The 18,992-nt window shown below is 52.8% G+C and carries 18 protein-coding genes; 13 read left to right on the forward strand and 5 right to left on the reverse strand.

All coding sequences use genetic code 11. From position 1 onward, the window contains the following. Positions 1–99 precede the first annotated feature (99 nt). The 3 genes from NTX59_06480 to NTX59_06490 form a co-directional block, all read right to left on the reverse strand. Positions 100–699, reverse strand: a complete 600-nt coding sequence (locus NTX59_06480) for a TetR/AcrR family transcriptional regulator (protein ID MCX5785317.1) — start codon at positions 697–699, stop codon at positions 100–102. A 304-nt stretch (positions 700–1,003) separates the two neighbouring features. Further along, positions 1,004–2,428 carry a BamA/TamA family outer membrane protein gene (locus NTX59_06485; protein MCX5785318.1) on the reverse strand — a complete coding sequence of 475 codons (1,425 nt, stop codon included), beginning with the start codon at positions 2,426–2,428 and terminating at the stop codon, positions 1,004–1,006. A gap of 5 nt (positions 2,429–2,433) precedes the next feature. After that, a complete protein-coding gene (locus NTX59_06490) occupies positions 2,434–4,080 on the reverse strand; it encodes an NAD+ synthase (GenBank protein MCX5785319.1) in 1,647 nt (548 codons plus the stop codon). A gap of 163 nt (positions 4,081–4,243) precedes the next feature. Between NTX59_06490 and rpsB the strand changes: the two genes are divergently transcribed. The 4 genes from rpsB to NTX59_06510 all read left to right on the forward strand — a co-directional run bounded on the left by rpsB (position 4,244) and on the right by NTX59_06510 (position 7,455). Further along, positions 4,244–5,119, forward strand: a complete 876-nt coding sequence (gene rpsB, locus NTX59_06495; GenBank protein ID MCX5785320.1) for a 30S ribosomal protein S2 — start codon at positions 4,244–4,246, stop codon at positions 5,117–5,119. Between the two features lie 99 nt (positions 5,120–5,218). After that, on the forward strand, positions 5,219–6,127 hold the full coding sequence (tsf, locus tag NTX59_06500; protein ID MCX5785321.1) for a translation elongation factor Ts: 909 nt from the start codon (positions 5,219–5,221) through the stop codon (positions 6,125–6,127). Positions 6,128–6,190: 63 nt separating this feature from the next. Beyond that, entirely contained in the window at positions 6,191–6,892 is a 702-nt protein-coding gene (gene pyrH, locus NTX59_06505; protein ID MCX5785322.1) for a UMP kinase, read from the forward strand. Further along, positions 6,889–7,455: a D-sedoheptulose 7-phosphate isomerase gene (locus NTX59_06510; protein MCX5785323.1), complete on the forward strand. Its 567-nt coding sequence runs from the start codon at positions 6,889–6,891 to the stop codon at positions 7,453–7,455. The genes pyrH and NTX59_06510 overlap by 4 nt, the downstream gene beginning before the upstream one ends. A 97-nt stretch (positions 7,456–7,552) precedes the next feature. On the opposite strand, the gene NTX59_06515 is transcribed toward NTX59_06510, so the two are convergent. Continuing rightward, positions 7,553–8,050, reverse strand: a complete 498-nt coding sequence (locus NTX59_06515) for a hypothetical protein (protein MCX5785324.1) — start codon at positions 8,048–8,050, stop codon at positions 7,553–7,555. Positions 8,051–8,211: 161 nt separating this feature from the next. Then, positions 8,212–8,961, reverse strand: coding sequence for a hypothetical protein (locus NTX59_06520; protein MCX5785325.1), 750 nt, complete (start codon positions 8,959–8,961; stop codon positions 8,212–8,214). Between the two features lie 321 nt (positions 8,962–9,282). Here NTX59_06520 and frr point away from each other — a divergent pair, with 321 nt between their 5' ends. From frr to NTX59_06565, 9 genes are all read left to right on the forward strand, one after another. Next, positions 9,283–9,852: a ribosome recycling factor gene (frr, locus tag NTX59_06525; GenBank protein MCX5785326.1), complete on the forward strand. Its 570-nt coding sequence runs from the start codon at positions 9,283–9,285 to the stop codon at positions 9,850–9,852. A gap of 106 nt (positions 9,853–9,958) precedes the next feature. Next, positions 9,959–10,666 (forward strand): polyprenyl diphosphate synthase, encoded by a 708-nt coding sequence (gene uppS, locus NTX59_06530; GenBank protein ID MCX5785327.1) that lies wholly within the window; start codon positions 9,959–9,961, stop codon positions 10,664–10,666. A gap of 156 nt (positions 10,667–10,822) precedes the next feature. Further along, on the forward strand, positions 10,823–11,632 hold the full coding sequence (locus NTX59_06535) for a phosphatidate cytidylyltransferase (GenBank protein ID MCX5785328.1): 810 nt from the start codon (positions 10,823–10,825) through the stop codon (positions 11,630–11,632). After that, entirely contained in the window at positions 11,629–12,810 is a 1,182-nt protein-coding gene (gene dxr, locus NTX59_06540; GenBank protein MCX5785329.1) for a 1-deoxy-D-xylulose-5-phosphate reductoisomerase, read from the forward strand. Before NTX59_06535 ends, dxr begins: the two co-directional genes overlap by 4 nt. A 28-nt stretch (positions 12,811–12,838) precedes the next feature. Further along, positions 12,839–13,915, forward strand: coding sequence for a M50 family metallopeptidase (locus NTX59_06545; protein MCX5785330.1), 1,077 nt, complete (start codon positions 12,839–12,841; stop codon positions 13,913–13,915). Beyond that, complete coding sequence (ispG, locus tag NTX59_06550; protein MCX5785331.1) at positions 13,912–15,009, forward strand: flavodoxin-dependent (E)-4-hydroxy-3-methylbut-2-enyl-diphosphate synthase; 1,098 nt, start codon at positions 13,912–13,914, stop codon at positions 15,007–15,009. The genes NTX59_06545 and ispG overlap by 4 nt, the downstream gene beginning before the upstream one ends. Before the next feature lie 111 nt (positions 15,010–15,120). Further along, on the forward strand, positions 15,121–16,878 hold the full coding sequence (locus NTX59_06555; GenBank protein ID MCX5785332.1) for a proline--tRNA ligase: 1,758 nt from the start codon (positions 15,121–15,123) through the stop codon (positions 16,876–16,878). Positions 16,879–17,162: 284 nt separating this feature from the next. Then, positions 17,163–17,975: a cyclase family protein gene (locus tag NTX59_06560; GenBank protein ID MCX5785333.1), complete on the forward strand. Its 813-nt coding sequence runs from the start codon at positions 17,163–17,165 to the stop codon at positions 17,973–17,975. 93 nt (positions 17,976–18,068) lie between these two features. Further along, positions 18,069–18,962 carry a xanthine dehydrogenase family protein subunit M gene (locus tag NTX59_06565; protein ID MCX5785334.1) on the forward strand — a complete coding sequence of 298 codons (894 nt, stop codon included), beginning with the start codon at positions 18,069–18,071 and terminating at the stop codon, positions 18,960–18,962. Positions 18,963–18,992 lie beyond the last annotated feature (30 nt).

Raw genomic sequence — 18,992 nt, forward strand, 5'->3', positions numbered from 1 at the left:
GCAGGTAACCGGGGGCTCCGCCCGTCCGCAAGATTATATCGGCCGCATATTTGCTTTCTCCGGTTCAGTATTGGTTAAAAAAACGCGAAAAAATACATTCTAACTTATGCCGCGTATAAGAATATCTATCATTATATCCACTGTGTGATTCCTTACCGGATCTTTTCCGTCAAGGATCAGGTTCAGAAATCTCCCCTGGCGGGAGTCTATTTCGGCTCTGGCTATGATATCGCAATCTGATTTTTTGATCCTCTTGAATTCCCCGGACCCTGCCCCTTCAAGAAGAATACGTTTCAGCAGGTTTATTTCCTGCACGCTGTTTTCCCTCCGCAGCTTATAAAAGAGCTCAATATGCTTTTTTTGTTCTTTGAAGATTACCGGGTAAAGCTTTCTCTTTGTGTTGATTATGTCCTCCCGTGCTTGGAAAAATGTGCGCAGGCGTTCCGTTGCCGATGCACACGAATTGACGGCGCTTTCCAGTTCTTGCTGCGCTTTTTTGCGTTCAGCGGAGGCTATCGCATAGAAAACATCTTCCTTGCTTTTGAAATAATAATAGAGAGTGCCTTTGCTTTTTCCGGCGGCCTCGGCTATGCTTTCCATGGTCGTCCTGTCCAGGCCGTAAGTGCGGAAAAGGTTCTTGGCAGCGAGAAGGATCTCGTCGCCAACTATGTCGCTTTTGCCGGAATTTGCTCTTTTCATGTTCAACCATTGAACGAATATCGTTTTCTAGTATAAAATAACACATGCTCCTGAGAATGTCAAGGGTCGGGCGTATCAGCGGGTGCTGTGCATAGCGTCTGCCGCGGTGCGGGCCTCAGTAGTTCTTTTTCCCCCTCGCCGCGGGCCTTTTCCTGTTCAGCTTTAAAGGTGCGTGAAGAATTATTCTGCAGCGTTGAGGAGCGGCTGGAGCGGGCGGGATGGACCGGTTATCGGTGCGCTTAAGTTTTGCTGGAAAGTAAAAAGGGGACGTCGAAGCGGCGAATCCTGCCCCCATACCCTATATTCAAAACGGATACCCCACCTTTATAATAGCGTTGGTCCCTTCGGAGCCAAAGGCGAAGTCCATCGTTGCCACCACCTGCGGCCTTATCAGCAGACGCGTCGCCACACCGGGACCCCATTTGAGGTTTTTGAAACGCATTTTTGAAAGCCCCGGAAATACCGTGCCGACATCCAAAAAAGGCGATATTTCCACTTCACTTACAAATTTCATGAACGGCGAACGCGAAAGCGTTATCCGCTCTTCTATGTTCATCACTAACCGTCCCCGGTCGGTGAAGCGGCCGTCTCCCGCCATACGCAAGCCGGTGGATTCGCCCAGTTGAGGCATGGCGTAAAAGGGCAGAGTGTCGCCTTTCTGCTCCTGCAGCAGGTAGTGCACGGCGGTTACAAAGCGCCCCTCTTCCTTATAATTATAATACTGCTTGATTTCGGCTGTGTAGAGGCTGTATGAATAATCCGACATGAACGCCTTTGAAGAGAAAGCGCCGGAAAGCGAGGCATAAGTGCCTATCTTAGGCAGGAATGGATGATCTGTGTCGTCGTAGATCAGGGACAGGCGGTGGACCAGAAAGTCGTTGTCTTCCGCGGCCTGTGTAAAGTACGAGGGGAAAGTGTCGGCCAGTTGCGGGACGCCCTTCAGCGGGCCCCTTGAAATACTTTGGGTATAAAAAGAGTGCGTCAGGTCCACGTACAGATTTTTTATTAAAAGCGTTTCAAGGCCTATTTCCTCCCCCCGCTGGTGCAGGGCGTAATTGGCTTTAGAGCTTTTTGACGAGTTCGGGCCGATACCGTAAAAAGAGGGCTTGCCGGTTATCCAGTCGCGCGCTTCAGCGTGCAGGCGCAGGCGGTTGTTATAAAAATCAGGAGCGTAATAAGTAAAAAGAAAGTCTTTTTCAACATGCTGCGACAGGGCCGCGCGCATTACAATAAGACGTTTGTCGTTCGGGAACATGTAATAGCGCCAGGTGAACGTGGCGCCCAGATTGCGGTTATAATCCAGCGACGGCGCAATTACCGCTTTCACGGTCTGGTTCTTTTTATTCCTTATGGCCATTATGGGCATTATGCCGTAGTCGGCCCCCGTATCTTTGCTGGATTCCATTATCGGCAAAGTTATCAGCGGGCCATTGGCGGTTTCCACGGAAAGTTTGCTTATCAGGCGGCCAAAAATATTTTCCTGATAGGCTGTGGCCGGCGGTTCCAGCTGTTTTATTATTTCCGCTTTTGTCGGAGGGATAGAATTTCCGCTGAACAGTTTCGGCGGTTTCGCTGAAGCGGTGGTGGGATGGAGCGTTTTTTTCTTCTTCTTAGCGGGTTGGGCTTGGGCGGAGGCCGTACAGAAAAGGCCCAGAACGAGAAGTATGGGGAGTGCAAAATGAAAAGTGTAAACTGAAAAATGGCGGAAATGGGAGCCGGCGCGGTTCATGTGCTTCACGAAATAAAATCCATGGCTTTCGCCAACGGCATTTTTCTGCCGGAGCCGAAGGATTTTTCCGAGACCTTAAGTCCGGTCGGCAGCTGCTTGCGCTTGTACTCGTTAGCTTCAAGCCGCTTCAACAGAGCTATCACCGTTTTTTTGCCAAGGCCCAGAATACCGGCTATTGTCGACGGGGTTTTGTTTTGTTCGATATAGAGCCGGATCAAGCGGTCAAGAATTTTGTAGGGCGGCAGGTCGTCCGAGTCCTTCTGGCCCGGTTTCAATTCGGCTGTAGGCGGTCTGTTTATTATGGAGCGGGGTATCGCTTTACCGGTTGAATTCAGCCAGGCTGCCACGGCGTAAACATCTTCTTTCACCAAATCGGCCAGCGGGGCCAAAGCCCCGGCTGTATCTCCATAAAGGGTGCAGTAGCCCATGGCTATTTCGGACTTGTTGCCGGTTACAAGCGCCAGCGCCCCGTCTTTATTGGCGCGGGCCATTAAAAGCGTGCCGCGCGCGCGCGCCTGAAGGTTTTGCATGTAAAGGGGTATTCCCTTATTGCGTGCGCTTCCCAATGTTTTCAGAAAAGCCGAATAAATATTTTTTATGGGCAGTATTTCCGAGTTTATGTCCAGATTTTTCGCCAGCTTCAGGGCGTCTGAAACGCTTTGAACCGAAGTGTAGTGCGACGGCATGAGAAGGGCGGTAACATTGCCGGGCCCAAGCGCGCGCGCTGCCAGCGCAGCCACAACAGCCGAATCTATGCCGCCGCTAAGCCCCAGCACGGCTTTTGAATGGCCTGATTTTATAAAATAATCCCTGATGCCGAGCGTAAGAGCCAAACCCAGTTCTTCCCCTTTAGGGGGCAGGGCAAATTCAAGGCGCTCGTGTTCCAGCGCGGTGTCGGCCAGTATAAGGTCCTCTCTGAAAGAAAGGGCCTTGGCCGCCAGGCGTCCTTTGGCGTCCAGGATAAAACTGTTGCCGTCAAAAATGAGTTCGTCATTGGCGCCGGTCTGGTTGGCATAAACAACGGTTTTCCCGGTTTTTTTAGCCAGACAGGAAAGGATGCTGAAGCGCTTTGCCGTTTTGCCGTAATAATAAGGAGAGGCGGAAATATTTATAAGGATCTCCGCTTTGCCCGCGCTCAGTGTTTTAACGGGGTTGTTTTTGTAAAGAAGGCGTTTTGGCAGAAGCTCCGTGCCGGCCCAGATGTCTTCGCAGACAGTCAAACCCAGTTTTCGCCCGTTATATATAACCGGCCGGTTTTCTCCGGCGGGCTCAAAATAGCGCGCTTCGTCAAAAATGTCATAGGTGGGCAGAAGCGACTTGGCCCTGAGCGCGAGTATTTTCCCACCGGCCACGAGCACGGCGCAGTTTAACAGCGCCTTGCCCTTGGGGGAAGGGTTGAAATCCACGCAGCCTACTACGATAGCGGTTTTAATTCTGAAGGCGGCAAGTTTTTTAAGGGCCGTCAGGTTCGCTTTTACGAAGTCTTCCCTCTCAAGCAGGTCCAGCGGCGGATAGCCGGTCAGCGTCAGTTCGGGGAAAATCGTTATTTCCGCGCCGGCCGCGGCCGCCGCCAGGGCGAATTTTTTTATGCGGGCCAGATTGCCCTCAATGTCGCCCACTTTCGGATTTATCTGCGCCACGGCTAGTTTCATAACATTCCTTCTGCCATCCTAGCTAGAGTATAGGAAATAAGGCATGGCCGTGTAAAAAACCGTTGAATTGGGCTTCCCGAATATGATAACATAACGAAAGTGAAATCCTGCTCCTTGAGGGCGGGAAAAGAAACGCTGCGGTCACGGAGGAGAGAAAAATTAAATGTTAAACATATCAATGAAAAGCATGCTGGAAGCCGGAGTGCATTTCGGTCATCAGACCTACAGATGGAACCCCAAAATGTCCCGTTATATATTCGGCGAGAGGAACGGGATACATATTCTGGATTTGCAGAAAACCGTAAAGGAAATCAGGAAGACCTACAACTTCGTGAAAGACTGCGCCAAGGAAGGCAAACGCTTTCTTTTCGTGGGCACCAAGAAGCAGGCCAAAGATATCCTTAAGGAAGAGGCCGAGAGGGCAAATGTTCCCTGCGTTTATGAAAAATGGCTCGGCGGCACGCTCACTAATTTCGAGACCATAAAAAAATCCGTTAAAAGGCTGGAAGAACTGGAAAAGATGGAAAGCGACGGTCTTTTCCGCGTCATGTCAAAAAAAGAAGTTTCCCGCCTGACGAAAGAAAAAAACCGGATGTTGAAACTGCTTACGGGCATACGCCACATGAAAAATCTGCCTGAAGTCATGTTTATCGTAGACCCCATTGAAGAAAACAACGCCCTCAGAGAGGCCAAGAAACTCGGCATAACGCTGGTTGGCGTCTGCGATACCAATTGCGACCCCGACATGCTTGACTGGCCCATTCCAGGAAACGACGATGCCGCGCGCTCTATACGGCTTTTCTGCGCCACTATGGCCGACGCCGTGATAGATGGACGCGCCGAAGCGGAAGCGGCAAAGGCCCCTGCCGTTCAGCCGGCGGAACTCCCCGATGCGCAGCAGGCCGAACTCCAGGTATCGGACTTTCCCGCCGCCGAGCAGCCTGTGACGGAAGAACAGCCGGCCCAGGAAGCGCAGCCGGCAGCGGTTGAAGAGGCCCCCTTGGAAATGCCGACTGAATCTGTGAAAACTGAGGAATAACCGGCCTGTTGAAATACACAGCCAAAACGCCCCCCCAAATTTGGGGGGGCGTTTTAAAAAACAAAAGTAAATTTTCATCATACCTTGAAGGAGAATATCATGACCCCCACAATAACCAGCGAACAGGTAATGAGTTTAAGAAGTCAGACCGGAGCCGGCATAATGGATTGCAAGAGCGCTCTGAAAGAATCCGCCGGCGACCTGTCCAAAGCCGTTGAGCTTTTAAGGAAAAAAGGCCTTGCCGGTCTTGCCAAGCGAGCCGGCCGCCTGATGAAGGAAGGCGTGGTGGCGCTTGCAGCCTCTCCCGATGCCAAAACATTCGCCATGATAGAAATAAACTGCGAAACGGATTTTGTGGCAAAAAACCCCGCAGTCGGCAATTTAGCGCTGGAGCTTGTTTCTTCCATGCTTGGCGACGCCTCCATGGCTGACCCGGCGGGTAACGCCTCCGCCAAAGAAAAACTGCAGGCCGTTGCCGTCAAAATGGGCGAGAATATGCAGATCCGACGCGGCGTGGTTTATCACTCCGGGCCCAAATCCGCTGTAAATTTTTATCTCCATTCCGACGTCAGAAAAGCCGCCATGGTGGAAGTGGAATTTGACGGCGAGCTTTCCGCGGCCAAAACCGAACTTTTGAACCTCGCCAAGGAAATCGCCATGCAGAGCGTGGCGATGCACCCGAAGTGGCTCAGGAAAGAAGATGTGCCGGCCGATATGATTGAGAAGGAGCGCGAGATATACCGCGCCAAGATGGAGAAAGACGAGGAAGACGCCAAGGCCTTGGCCGCCGAGACCGGCAAGCCCCACAAGGCCAAGTCTCCGGAAGGCATGGTCAAGATGCTGGAAGGCCGCGTGAACAAGTTTTACCAGGAATCCTGCCTGCTTGAGCAGGCCTCAATAAGGGATGCAAAAATCAGCGTGTCGCAGACGGTGAAAAATATGGCGGCAAAGCTCGGTGGCAATATCACCGTCAAGCGTTTTGACTGCTATATCGTAGGCGTGGAGTAAGGGATAGCGAATAGAGAATAGCGATTAGCGAATAGGGAAGGAGTTCCTTAATTCCGATATCTTATGTTCAAACGAGTCCTTCTTAAGCTTTCAGGCGAGGCGCTGGCAAGCCCTCTTGGCGGGCGTTCCATAGGCCCTGACGCGCTTGCTTATATTTCCGGCGAAATACGCCGGGCTTTGAAAAAAAACCTGCAGCTTGCCGTAGTAATCGGCGGAGGAAATATCTGGCGCGGAGCGCGCGACGGCAAGGGGATGGATCGCGTTACCTCGGATAACATGGGTATGCTTGCCACCGTAATCAACGCCATGGCTTTGCAGTCGGCCCTTGAGCATGAGGGAGTTTCAACGCGGGTCCAGACCGCCATAGAGATCTCAAGCCTGGCCGAGCCGTTCATCAGAAGGCGCGCCATACGCCACCTTGAAAAAGGGCGCGTGGTTATTTTCGCGGGCGGCACCGGCAATCCGTATTTTACTACCGATACCGCGGCGGCGCTCAGGGCGGCGGAAATAGGGGCCGATGTTATTTTCAAGGCGACGCAGGTGGATGGCGTATATACGGGCGATCCGAAGACCGACAAAAAAGCGCGGTTGATAAAAGGCATTTCCTATATGGACGCGGTGAAAAAAGGCCTGCGGTTCATGGACACCAGCGCTCTCACGCTTTGCATGGAAAACCACATCCCCATTCTTGTGTTCAATCTGCACACTCCCGGCAACATAAAAAAAGCCTTTCACGGCGAAAAAGTCGGCACACTCATAAAATGAATTCTCAAATATCCTCCGCCATTAAAAGCCACCTTGCGGCGGCAGAAAAAATGGAAGCTTTGGCGCCGGAAATAGAACGCGTAGCTTCCGCTCTTGCAGGCGTTATAACGTCCGGAGGCAAGATACTGGTCTGCGGCAACGGCGGCTCCGCCGCCGACAGTCAGCACATAGCCGGCGAACTTGTAGGCCGCTTCAAAAAAGAGCGCCGCGCCATAGCGGCCGTGGCGCTGAGCACCGACACTTCCATACTTACCTGCCTTTCCAACGATTATGGTTTTGAGCGGGTTTTTGAGCGCCAGGTGGAAGCGCTTGGCCGCCGCGGCGATGCCCTTATAGCTATTTCCACCTCAGGCGGAAGCGCCAATGTTCTTAATGCCGCCAAAAAAGCCCGCGAGCTCGGCATGCTTACTGTGGGCTTTTTGGGCCGGGGCGGCGGTTCCATAAAGGCCGCCTGTGACCTGGCGCTGGTAATTGACGAAACCGATACCCCCCGCATCCAGGAAATGCACCTGCTTTGCGCCCACATAATCTGCGAACTGATAGAAGATTCCGTCGCTTCCTGAAACAGGCATTCCCGCTTTTCACAGGCGGACAGGCGGTTATTCCCACAAATAAAAAGGCCCGGGCTAAAACCCCGGGCCTTTTTTGCCGGCTGTCAGATTACGGCAGCGGGAGCCATTTAAGCGGGGTGTCCGAGCTGCCTTCGCCGCGGGCCACCAGCACGCCGGCGGCGTTGAAGATATAGACGCGCAGCGAGTCGCTGTAAATGTAGCTCTGCACCACGAAGGCGGTCCTGCCGTTGACGGCCATCTTGAAGGCCTCGGAGGAGTTGCCCGGGCCCTGCGGCAGCGTCTGCAATTCCTGTTCCAGCTGCCGGCGCGCGCCGGGAGGGAGCTCCTTGAGGTCGGCGAAAACCGTCAGGCCGCCATCGTCCAGGGCTTTCTCATAGGCCGCTTTGGCGGCGTCGGTCCAGCTCTGCGCCTGCTGCGCGGTCTTGTCCTTCACCTTGGCGGGCGTCGTCGGGGAAGGGATCTTTATGTCGTTCTTGTTGGTTTGGGCGGTGAGCGCCGCAAAAGAGTTCCCCTGCTTCGCCAAATCCCCGGCTATAACTGGGGAAAAACCGGCGGCGAGCAGAACTGCGGTCATTAATATCTTCATTTATTTCTCCTTAAAATAGGCCCTGCTGGGCCGAAAGCCTGACAGGGATTATTTTATAAATTAGCCGCAGTTCGCCGCATAAGGCTTTGTGCCCAAGGCTGCGCAGTATTTAGGCCCAGCCCCGGCTGGGCCCTAAGAGCGTATAAAAAGGCTGAGCGGCATCAGGGAATTTTGCGGTAATCATCGGGCGGAGCGAACCACACCTGCGGCGCGCCGGCCTGGAACTGCTCTAAGGTCAGTATGTTCTTCCATTCACTTCCGTTCTTCTCGACGGTGCTTACTATGCTCAAAGCCGGGGAGCCATCCGGATTCAGGCAAACCGACATCCGGGTCTTGACCGAGTCCCAGGCGGCCATATCCTCGGTCCCGAAAGCCGGTTTCACCTTGTAATAGGTGCAGCTCTCGTCCTTCTGCCCGGCAGACTTCTCCAAAGTGTGCTTGCCGATCGGGAAGCCTATATTCATCCAGGTATCCGCCAAAGGGGTTAAGGCGGTCTCGGAATAACTCTTATCCAGCACGTTGAGGTCCTGAAAAAGCTTCCTGTCCAAGTCGACAATTTGTGTCGAAAAGACCCTGTCATTGTGGCCCAGGAAGTCCATGCGGATTTTAGCGCCCCGCTTGAAGACCTTGACTTTGGAAAGGTCCGCATTGCCCGGATGCTCCTGCGAAGTCACGGAACGAAATCCCTGGGCCTCGAAGTCCGCGGGGAAAAAGACCGTTTGCCCTTTGTGTCCCGCGGCCTTTTTATCGCCCGGTGCTTTTACCGGTCGTTTGTTAAGCTTAATTCGCTTCGCGGGCGCGTTCTCCGTTTTCGTGTCAGCGGGGGCTGCCGAATTCTGCGCGGCAATCGTTAAAGCCGCTGCCGCGAATATAGCCAGTGAAAATATAAGGGTGATTTTGAGCGGTTTCATGAATAATTCTCCTGTTTGCGGGAAACCTGAAGCATGTGCCCGTAAGAGTGTCAGCGGCAAAACTGAAAAACGCCGTAGCTCACGCCCATCCGCTATTATAGCGATAGGGGAAGTGTTTTAGCAAATTCCGGTGAAAGGAAAGGGCGCTCTTCTGTAAAACATGCGATAGCCGCCCTTATATTTACTACAGATCACCACATCGGCAGCTTTTAGGCGGTCCGTGTCCTTTTCCCCTTGTGTTTCCCCTGCCGGCCTTTAAAGTTATATAATCAGTATATAATTCATAGCTTTGTTTTAACGCATTGGCAAGGAGATGCTTTTATGCCAGGACCACAGATAAGCGATATACTTGAACAGCTTGAACTGGACATGATGGAAAAAGTGGAAAAATTCAAGAGGGAGCTTACTTCATTGCGTACCGGCCGCGCCAACCCGCAGCTGCTGGATAACGTGTATGTTGAGTATTACGGCGTCCGCGTTCCGTTAAAGCAGATAGCCGCCATCTCCATTCCCGAACCCAGAACCCTTGAGGTCCGGCCCTGGGACAAAACCGCCATAGAGGCGGTGGAACTGGAACTCAGGAAAGCCGACCTTGGCACTTCCCCCTCAAGGAACGGCGATGTTATACGCATAAACCTGCCCGCTATGACCGAGGACCAGCGTAAAAAAATGGTGAAAGTCGTGCACAGCATGGGTGAGGATTCCAGAGTAGCCATAAGAAATGTCAGGCGCGATATTCTTGAAAAAATAAAGAAGTCACAGAAAGCCGGCGAAATTACCGAGGATGATCTGGAACGCCACGAAACCGGCGTGCAAAAAACAACGGACACCTATATAAAAAGCGTGGATGATATGGTGGCCGGGAAAGAAAAAGAACTGCTGACGGTGTGAAAAACGCCATAAGCCGTAAGCCTTAGGCCATATGCTTTTCAGGAGTTCCCTTATAGCTTATGGCCTATAGCGTCAAGCTTATGGCAGTGATGACCTTAATCTGTTAATGGAAAAAAATATTACATCCCCTGACCGCCCGCACCTCCCCAAACATGTGGCCATTATTATGGATGGCAACCGCCGCTGGGCCCGAAGCCGGGGCCTTCCCTCGGTGGCGGGCCACAAAAAAGGCGTGGAAGCCGTGCATACCGTGGTAAAAGCCGCCAGCGACGCCGGCATTAAAGCGCTTACTCTTTACGCTTTCTCCACTGAAAACTGGAGCCGCTCAAAGCTGGAAGTGAGGGCTTTAATGTTTTTGCTTGAGCAGGCCATCACCAACTATGCCGAAGAGCTTAACCGCGAAAGGGTGCGGCTGGTGATAAGCGGAAGGCTTGACGCCCTGCCGGCGAGCGCAAGGAAAAAAATCGATTCTACGACCAAAGAACTTTCGCATAATACCGGCATGACGCTTAATGTCGCTATCAATTACGGCGGCCGCCAGGAGATACTTGACGCCGTCAACGCCGCACTCGCTTCCGGCCTTAAAAAAGTGGACGAAAAAACATTTTCTTCGCTGCTCTATACTCCCGCCCTGCCGGACCCGGATCTGCTGATAAGAACTTCGGGCGAGCGGCGCATTTCAAATTTCCTGCTGTGGCAGACGGCATACGCTGAGTTTTATGTTACCGATACCCTTTGGCCCGATTTCGGTGCGAAGGAATTTGCCCAGGCCCTGTCGGATTACCAGAACCGTGAAAGAAGGAGAGGAGCCTAGCAGGTCACAAGAGCACAAGGTCGTTTGTCGACCATAGGTCCCGATATGGCGCAGTCGCGGACAGCGCCATAGGCCCGCGACAGGCCAGAGTCACAGTCGCGGACAGCGCCATAGGCCCGCGACAGGCCAGAGTCACTGCAAGCAAGAGGATAGATTATGCCTTTACCCAGATTTTTAACCGCGGTAGCGGGTATCCCGCTGGTGGTTTTGCTGATCCACGCGGGTGGTCTGCCCTATGCCGGTTTTATTTTTGTCGTAATCCTGCTTTCATTATACGAGTATCACACCCTGCTTAAGCTGGGCGGCAAGCCGGTGCAGAGGGCCACGCTTTTTATAATGGGGCTGCTGCTGCCGGCGGCGCTTTATTTTGACCATAACTACGCGGCCCAGGCGGGAGGCGATAATTTTGCCGGGTTTTTTATCTCGCTTACCGTAATTTTCGCCATGCTCTACGAGCTTTTTTCCACCCAAAAGTATCTTGAGCGTATAGGGTTTACTTTGCTGGGTATTTTTATGCTGAGCTGGTGCCTTTTTCATCTTATAGCTCTGCGGGACCTCAGGCCCGACGGGGAATGGCTTACTTTTATGCTGATAGTGACGGTCTGGATAATGGATACAGCGGCCTATTTCATCGGTAAGCGTTTCGGCAGACGCCAACTGTCCACTATAAGCCCCAAAAAAACCTGGGAGGGCGCGGTGGCCGGTTTTATTTTCGCTATCGGCACGGTTTTCGTTTTGCGCATGGCCGCGAAAACAACCGTTTCCCCCGCCTTCGCGCTTGCTGCAGGCATTCTGATAGGCATTTTCGGCCAGATCTCCGATATTGCGGAGTCCATGCTGAAGCGGGCAGTGGGAGTGAAAGATTCCTCCAACCTTTTGCCGGGGCACGGCGGCGTGCTTGACAGGTTTGATTCATACATTTTCCTCGCGCCCATAATTTATTACCTGGCCGTGTTTACAAGATGAAAAAAATAGTGATTTTAGGCTCTACCGGCTCCATAGGCAGAAACGCCCTGAGTGCCGTTAAAAAACTCGGACCCGGCTACAAAGCGCTGGGGCTTGCCGCCAACTCGAACCTGGAAGAATTGCTGACCCAGATAAGGTATTTTCATCCCCGCTATGTTTCAGTTTTTGATTACGCGGCCTCAAAGCGCGTTAAAGATCTTCTACCGGGCGGCGTAAAACTGCTCGCGCCTGGTGTTGAAGGTTTAAGCGAAATGGCGTCGCTTAAAGACGCTGATATTGTTCTTAACGCCGTTACCGGCGCGGTGGGGCTTGCCCCGCTTGTTGCGGCCATAAGGGCCTCAAAACACATAGCGCTTGCAAACAAGGAGCCTATGGTTATGGCCGGTCCCGCTCTGATGAAAGAGGCCGTGCGCTGGCAGGCGAAACTTATTCCCGTGGACTCGGAACCCTCCGCTATTTTTCAGTGCCTTGCCGGTGTGCAGGATGGAAATTATAATGCCGCTGTCTCAAGAATTTTTCTGACCGCTTCGGGCGGGCCTTTTTACGCGCGCAAATCAGGGCTTTCAACGGTTACCGTGAAAGAGGCGCTGCAACACCCGCGCTGGAGCATGGGCCCTAAGATCACCGTGGACTCCGCCACGCTGATGAACAAGGGGCTTGAAGCCATAGAGATAGCCAACCTGTTCTCCGTGCCGCTTGAAAAAATACAGGTGCTCATACATCCGCAGTCGGTAATGCACTCGGGCGTGGAATTTTACGACGGCTCGGTTCTGGCGCAGATGTCCTGGCCCGACATGCGTCTGCCCATACAGTACGCGCTCACCTGGCCGCAAAGGCGCCGTTCGCTTGTGCGTCCGCTGGACTTTTTTAAACTCGCAAGGCTTGATTTCGCAAGGCCCGATTTTAAAAAATTCCCCTGCCTTGGGCTTGCGCTGTGGGCGGCTAAAAAGGGCGGAGGCTACCCGGCGGTCCTGAACGCCGCCAACGAAACGGCGGTTGAAAAATTTTTAAAAGGCCTGGTCCGTTTCACGGCTATCGCCGAAATAGTGGAAAAAACGCTTTCTCTGCATCATGAAAACAAACCGGGCGCGATAACGCTTGCCGAGGCTGTTGAAACCGACCAGTGGGCCAGGGACAAGGCTTCGGAAATCGCGGCGCGCATTAAGAGGGGCTGCTGACTTTTACGCAGCCCCTGAAAAGGACATAATGGTTATCTCAATAATAGCGGTGCTTTTCACTTTCGGGCTTGTTATTTTCCTGCACGAATTCGGCCACTTTTTAGTCTGCAAACTCGTAAAAATCAAAGTGGAGGCCTTTTCTTTCGGCTTCGGGCCCGAGCTTTTCGGCCGCACTTCCGGCGCCACCCGCTACAGCGTTCGCGCCATCCCTCTTGGCGGCTATGTAAAGCCCGCGGGTGAAAATATTGAAGAGGCCACCGGGGCTCCGGACGAATACTTTTCAAAGCCCTGGTATTCGCGTCTGGGTATAGTTTTTGCCGGGCCCGCGATGAACTATATACTCGCTTTCGCTCTTTTCGCGGGAGTTATAATTACCGTGGGAGAGCCCGTGCCTTCGAACGAGCCCGTTATAGGCGATATAGGCCTGGGCTATCCGGCCGAGGCCGCCGGCTTAAAAGCCGGCGACAGAATACTTTCCGTGGACGGAAAGCCCGTGGCCGCCTGGGACCGGATGGCCGAGCTTATCCACGCCAGGGTCGCGAAAGAAACCGTCATTGAATACCGGCGCGGAACTGAAACCAGTACAGTTAAAATAAAAACGGTCAAAGGCCCTCAGGCGCAGGGCATTATAGGTATTTCCCAAGGCATAGCATACATCCGCGTCGGGCTGATCAAATCCGGAAAAATGGCCGCCTACCAGTGCTGGTTCTGGACCGCGTTAACGGTAAAAACGCTGGCGTCCAATATTTATCACAGGGAAAAACCCGATATATCCGGGCCTATAGGAATAGTGAACATCGTAAGCAAGGCGGCGCATAACGGACTTTCGGACCTGATCTTTCTTATAGGCGTGATTTCCGTCGCCGTGGGATTTTTCAATCTTTTGCCCATTCCGCTTTTGGACGGCGGGCACGCTTTCCTTTATGTGCTTGAGGGACTGACTAAAAAAAAGATCACCCCGAAAATAATGCAGGTGGTTAATTCCGTTGGTATAGCCATAATAGTGGGGATCTTTGTGTTCGCCACATATAATGATATAAACCGCATGATAACTTCCCGTCAGCTGCGCAAAGCGGCCGCGGCCTCCGCGCCTTCACAGCCATGACACACAGCCATTCCAACCCCAAAAAAACCAGAACGGTGAAAGTAGGGCGCTTCGCCATCGGCGGCTCAAACCCCATTTCAGTGCAGTCCATGTGCAACACCGATACGCGCGATCTTAAAGCCACCATAGACCAGATACGGCGCCTTGAAGACGCCGGCTGCGAAATTATAAGGGTGGCCGTGCCCGACATGGAAGCGGCGGAAAATCTGGGGCGTATAAAGAGCGCCATAGGGATCGCGCTGGTCGCCGATATCCATTTTGACCACAGGCTCGCCCTTGAAGCCGTAAGGCAGGGCGTCGATAAAATACGCATCAATCCCGGAAATATAGGCGATAAGGACAAGGTTAAAGAAGTGGTCCGGGCCTGCAAGTCCTCGGGCGTGCCCATACGGATAGGCGTAAACGCCGGGTCGCTCAAAGCTCTTCAAACCGATCCCAACCCTAAATGGGAATCCTATGACTGGGCGAAGATGATGGTTAAAGAGGCCTTAGGCCAGGTTCGCGTTCTCGAAAACATGGATTTTAGCGATATTGTGGTTTCGCTGAAAGCCGATGATCTGGAGCGCACGGTAATGGCCAATCTGCTCTTTTCCGAGAAATCGGATATACCGCTGCACCTTGGCGTGACAGAGGCCGGCAGTTTCCTGTCCGGTACGGTAAAATCCTCGCTTGGCATAGGTTTGCTGCTTTCCCAGGGAGTGGGCGATACCGTGCGCGTGTCGCTTACCGAGGACCCTGTTATGCAGGTTCGCGCCGCTTATGAAATTTTAAAAGCCCTGAAACTGCGCGTCTATGGCCCGGACCTTATAAGCTGCCCCACCTGCGGGCGCTGTCAGGTGGGAGTGGGTAAAGTGATACACGAACTTGAAGACAGGATCTATTCCGACAAGAACCTTCTGCAGCGCTCGCAAGGACGTAAAATCGCAGTCATGGGCTGCGTGGTAAACGGACCCGGCGAGGCCCGCTCGGCGGACTTCGGAATAGCGGGCGGCAAGGGCAAGGGCGTCTGGATAGAGAAGGGCAAGCAGATCAAAGTGGTGAACGAAAGCGAGTGGGTAAACGAGATCATCAGGAAGATCAGAAGCACAAAATAATAAGCAGGTGGTTGTTGGTTGTTTGTAGCTGGTTGTTTTTAAGAAATTCCTGCTCTGACAACCAGCAATTAACCACCACCGACTGACAACTAAAATACCGAGGAATCTATAATGAAACTTTCCAGCTATTTTCTCCCCACCCTGCGGGAAGCCCCGCAGGACGCGGACAATGTTTCGGTTAAGCTGATGTTCCGGGCCGGCATGATACGCAAACTGGCGAGCGGCATTTATGAGTGGCTGCCGCTGGGTCTTCGCGTGCTTCGGAAAGTGGAAAATATAGTGCGTGAGGAACTTAACGCCATAGGCGGGCAGGAAGTATGGCTGCCGGTCATACAGCCCAAGGAACTGTGGATGGAAACCGGACGCTGGCAGATCTACGGCAAGGAACTATTGCGCATCAAAGACAGGAAAGATTCGGAATTCTGCTTTGCCCCCACCGCCGAAGAAGTTATCACGAATATGGTGCGCCGCGACGTGAGTTCGTACCGGCAGCTGCCCATAATGCTTTACCAGTTCGGCCTCAAATTCCGGGACGAAATACGGCCCCGCTTCGGCGTGATGCGTTCGCGGGAATTTTTAATGAAAGACGCCTATTCATTCCACGCCGACGAGGCCGATTGTGAAAAATACTACGGCCTCGCTTATGGCGCGTATGAAAAGATATTCACGCGCTGCGGGCTTAAATTCAAACCCGTGGAAGCCGACAGCGGCCCCATAGGCGGCAATCACTCGCACGAATTTATGGTGATCGCCGACACCGGAGAGGCTGAAATAGCCCTTTGCCCGGCTTGCGGCTACGCCGCCAATACTGAAAAAGCCTCTGTGGCCGAAACGCCGGTCCGGGCCGCCGATCCGTCCAAATTCCAGCCGCTTAAAGATGTGCCTACTCCGGGCCTCTATACCGTTGAGGATGTGGCTAAATTCCTTAAAATGAACAAGAAACAATTCATAAAGACGCTGTTTTTTATAGCGGACGGAGAACCGGTGATGGTTCTGGTACGCGGCGACCACGAACTTAATGAAAACAAGCTGCGCCGCGCCCTTGGCGTTTCAGAGCTGGAAAAAGCGCCGCCCAATATTTACGAAGCCATAGCGGGATGCCCGGCCGGCTTTGCCGGTCCCGTTGATATAAAAAATAAGTATATTCCGGGCAAAGATACCAAGCCTCTTAAAACCGTTATAGCCGATCATGCGATCAAGGGCGTGTTTAACGGGGTTTCCGGCGCTTGCAGGAACGACACTCACTCCACCGGCATAAATATAGGCCGCGATTACACCCCGGACAGCTTCGCCGATCTGCGCGTGGCGTGTGAGGGAGACTTCTGCCCCAATTGCCAAAAGCCGCTTGAGTTCAAGCGCGGCATAGAAGTGGGGCAGACCTTCAAGCTGGGCACCAAATATTCAAAATCCTTAAAGTGCGAGTTTCTGGATGACCATCAGAAAGAGACGCCCATGGTAATGGGCTGTTACGGCATAGGCGTAACGCGCACCGTGGCGGCCGCCATTGAGCAGTCGCATGACGAGTGGGGTATAATCTGGCCGCCGGCGCTCGCGCCTTTTGAGTTTTCACTGATCACCATTGAAACCGACGACAAGGAGTCAATGGCCCAGTCCCAGAAAGTTTATGAACAGATCCATGCCGCCGGGTTTTCGGTTCTTTGGGACGAGCGCAACGAGCGGCCCGGCGTCAAGTTCAAGGACGCCGACCTCATCGGCCTGCCTTACCGAATTGTGGTGAGCACCAAAACCCTGAAGGACGGAGAATGCGAGTTTAAAAAGCGAGCTGAAAAAACCGCGCTGCGCTGGAAACTTTCCGAACTTCCCGTCAAACTGGCAGAACTGACAGAAGGCTTAAGGCTTAAGGCTTAAGGCAGACAAAATCTCTTTGTTTCCCCGCGTATGTTCCCTCATCCTTAACCCGGAAAATTCAACTTCATTTTCAGGGTTAATCATGTCCCCTTTCTTCCATTGAACCCCCCCCCCGCATTTGTTAGAATTCATAGTAATAAAGCGGCTTAAGCCGCTTTATTACGCCGTATGCCGTACGCTTTAAGCCATAAGCTATTAAGGAGTTTCCTTGAAGCTTAATAGCAAATGACTTTTGCATAGGGCTTAAGGCTTATAGCTTACGGCATTTTCCGGAGGAAAATACTATGAAACCCAATGACTTTATTAAAGTGATGGAAAAGGCCAAAATGTATGACCTTACCCAGCCGCTGAGCATCCATACCCCCCCCTGGCCGAGCTACATGCCGCTGCAGTTACAGTATTTCAAACGCATCGCGGGCGCGCACATGGGCCAGGGCGCCAACGGCCAGATAATGAAGACTTCCAACCATGTCGGCACGCACATGGATGGGGAGATTCACTTTTACGGCGCCGGCCGAAGCATAGGGCAGGTGCCCATGAACGAATGGATAGGCAACGCGGTTGTTGTGGACATTTCCAAAGACGTCGGGGATTACGACCTTTATGAGCCTGAAATGCTTATGAAGCGCGCCGACATCCGCAAGGGCGATATCCTCATCATCAACACCGGCTATCACCGTTACGCCTGGTATGAAAAGGGCTGCGATGAGGTGCGCTATTTCTGCAAGCATCCGGGCCCCGGTCCCAAATTTCACAAATGGGCGCTGGCCATGAAATTCAAGTGGATAGGCGTTGACTGCGGTTCCGCCGACCACCCCATGAACACCATAATCCGCAACTGGCATCCCAAATTGTTCGTGGAAGCGGAAAATAAGCTGAAGGCTAATTACGGCAAGGCATGGGACGAGATGTTCCCGTATGAAGAATATTATCAGGTGATGCACCTGAAGCTGTTCCCCAAGCGCCTCGTCCATGCCGAAAATATCGGCGGCGAAATAGAAAAACTTTCCAACAAACGCTGCTGGCTGGGCTTCTTTCCCTTAAATGGTATAGAGCTTGAATCCGCCATGGGCCGCGTGGTTGCCTGGACGGCTTAACGACAGGGGATAGCGTATAGAGGTGAGGGTGAAAAACATTTCCTTCCCTATACCCCAAGCCTCTATACGCTATACGCTAAACAAGGAGTATTTATGCCTATAACAGCCGAATTCGAATATGTTAAACCCAAAGACATGGACGAAGCGCTTCATGTCTTTTCACTTTACAGGGAGAAGGCCAAAGCCCTTGCGGGCGGCACTGACCTGGTCGTGCAGCTTAAAGAAAAGATCGCAAAACCGGAAATAGTTGTGGATATAAAAGCCCTTGAAGAGCTGCGCGGGCTGAAGCTTGAAGGGAATAAGCTGAAAATAGGGGCGCTTGCCACTTTTGCGGACCTTATTGAATCCGACATGGTTAAAACCAAGTTCCCCCTGCTGTGGGAAGCTTCGCTTACCGTGGCTTCGGTGGGCGTGCGCAACCGCGCCACCGTGGCCGGCAATATCTGCTCCGCCGTACCCTCGGCTGATTCCGCTCCGGCGCTGGCTGTCTACGACGCGGTGGTGCTGGCCCGCAGTATAACGGGGGAGCGTGCCGTTTCCATACACGACTGGTTCGCGGGCCCTAAAAAAACAATCCTTGCCGCCGATGAAATAGTTACCGGCCTTAAACTTCCGCTTCCGGAGAAAAAACACGCAGGCTGCTATATGAAACTTTCACGCTATGAAGGCGAAGACCTGGCTCAGGGCGGCATAGCCGTGCTGGTTTTCTCGGATAATACCTACCGCGTGGCAACCTGCGCCCTTGGCCCCAAACCCGCCCGCTGTTACAAAACCGAGCAATTTCTTAACGGTAAAAAACTTTCCGGTCCGGTTTTGGCAAAAGCCAAAGAAATTATACTTTCCGAAATCAGTCCGATTTCCGATATCCGCTCAAGCAAGGAATACCGTCTGCACATGGCCGGAATTATGCTTGGCCGCGCGCTTGAAATAGCGGTGGCAAGGCTTTTTGGAAAGGGCCCGAAGTATGGAACGGAAAATATAGTGTAGAGTGGATAGTGGAGAGTGTAGAGACATAGG

This window comes from Elusimicrobiota bacterium (assembly GCA_026388155.1).
Taxonomy (GTDB): Bacteria; Elusimicrobiota; Elusimicrobia; order Elusimicrobiales; family UBA9959; genus UBA9634.

What these genes read in the sequence shown, in the direction of transcription:
- NTX59_06480 (MCX5785317.1), bottom strand. Translation starts at nt 699, where the DNA reads ATGAAAAGAGCAAATTCCGGCAAAAGCGACATAGTTGGCGACGAGATC.
- NTX59_06485 (MCX5785318.1), bottom strand. Translation starts at nt 2,428, where the DNA reads ATGAACCGCGCCGGCTCCCATTTCCGCCATTTTTCAGTTTACACTTTT.
- NTX59_06490 (MCX5785319.1), bottom strand. Translation starts at nt 4,080, where the DNA reads ATGAAACTAGCCGTGGCGCAGATAAATCCGAAAGTGGGCGACATTGAG.
- rpsB (MCX5785320.1), top strand. Translation starts at nt 4,244, where the DNA reads ATGTTAAACATATCAATGAAAAGCATGCTGGAAGCCGGAGTGCATTTC.
- tsf (MCX5785321.1), top strand. Translation starts at nt 5,219, where the DNA reads ATGACCCCCACAATAACCAGCGAACAGGTAATGAGTTTAAGAAGTCAG.
- pyrH (MCX5785322.1), top strand. Translation starts at nt 6,191, where the DNA reads ATGTTCAAACGAGTCCTTCTTAAGCTTTCAGGCGAGGCGCTGGCAAGC.
- NTX59_06510 (MCX5785323.1), top strand. Translation starts at nt 6,889, where the DNA reads ATGAATTCTCAAATATCCTCCGCCATTAAAAGCCACCTTGCGGCGGCA.
- NTX59_06515 (MCX5785324.1), bottom strand. Translation starts at nt 8,050, where the DNA reads ATGAAGATATTAATGACCGCAGTTCTGCTCGCCGCCGGTTTTTCCCCA.
- NTX59_06520 (MCX5785325.1), bottom strand. Translation starts at nt 8,961, where the DNA reads ATGAAACCGCTCAAAATCACCCTTATATTTTCACTGGCTATATTCGCG.
- frr (MCX5785326.1), top strand. Translation starts at nt 9,283, where the DNA reads ATGCCAGGACCACAGATAAGCGATATACTTGAACAGCTTGAACTGGAC.
- uppS (MCX5785327.1), top strand. Translation starts at nt 9,959, where the DNA reads ATGGAAAAAAATATTACATCCCCTGACCGCCCGCACCTCCCCAAACAT.
- NTX59_06535 (MCX5785328.1), top strand. Translation starts at nt 10,823, where the DNA reads ATGCCTTTACCCAGATTTTTAACCGCGGTAGCGGGTATCCCGCTGGTG.
- dxr (MCX5785329.1), top strand. Translation starts at nt 11,629, where the DNA reads ATGAAAAAAATAGTGATTTTAGGCTCTACCGGCTCCATAGGCAGAAAC.
- NTX59_06545 (MCX5785330.1), top strand. Translation starts at nt 12,839, where the DNA reads ATGGTTATCTCAATAATAGCGGTGCTTTTCACTTTCGGGCTTGTTATT.
- ispG (MCX5785331.1), top strand. Translation starts at nt 13,912, where the DNA reads ATGACACACAGCCATTCCAACCCCAAAAAAACCAGAACGGTGAAAGTA.
- NTX59_06555 (MCX5785332.1), top strand. Translation starts at nt 15,121, where the DNA reads ATGAAACTTTCCAGCTATTTTCTCCCCACCCTGCGGGAAGCCCCGCAG.
- NTX59_06560 (MCX5785333.1), top strand. Translation starts at nt 17,163, where the DNA reads ATGAAACCCAATGACTTTATTAAAGTGATGGAAAAGGCCAAAATGTAT.
- NTX59_06565 (MCX5785334.1), top strand. Translation starts at nt 18,069, where the DNA reads ATGCCTATAACAGCCGAATTCGAATATGTTAAACCCAAAGACATGGAC.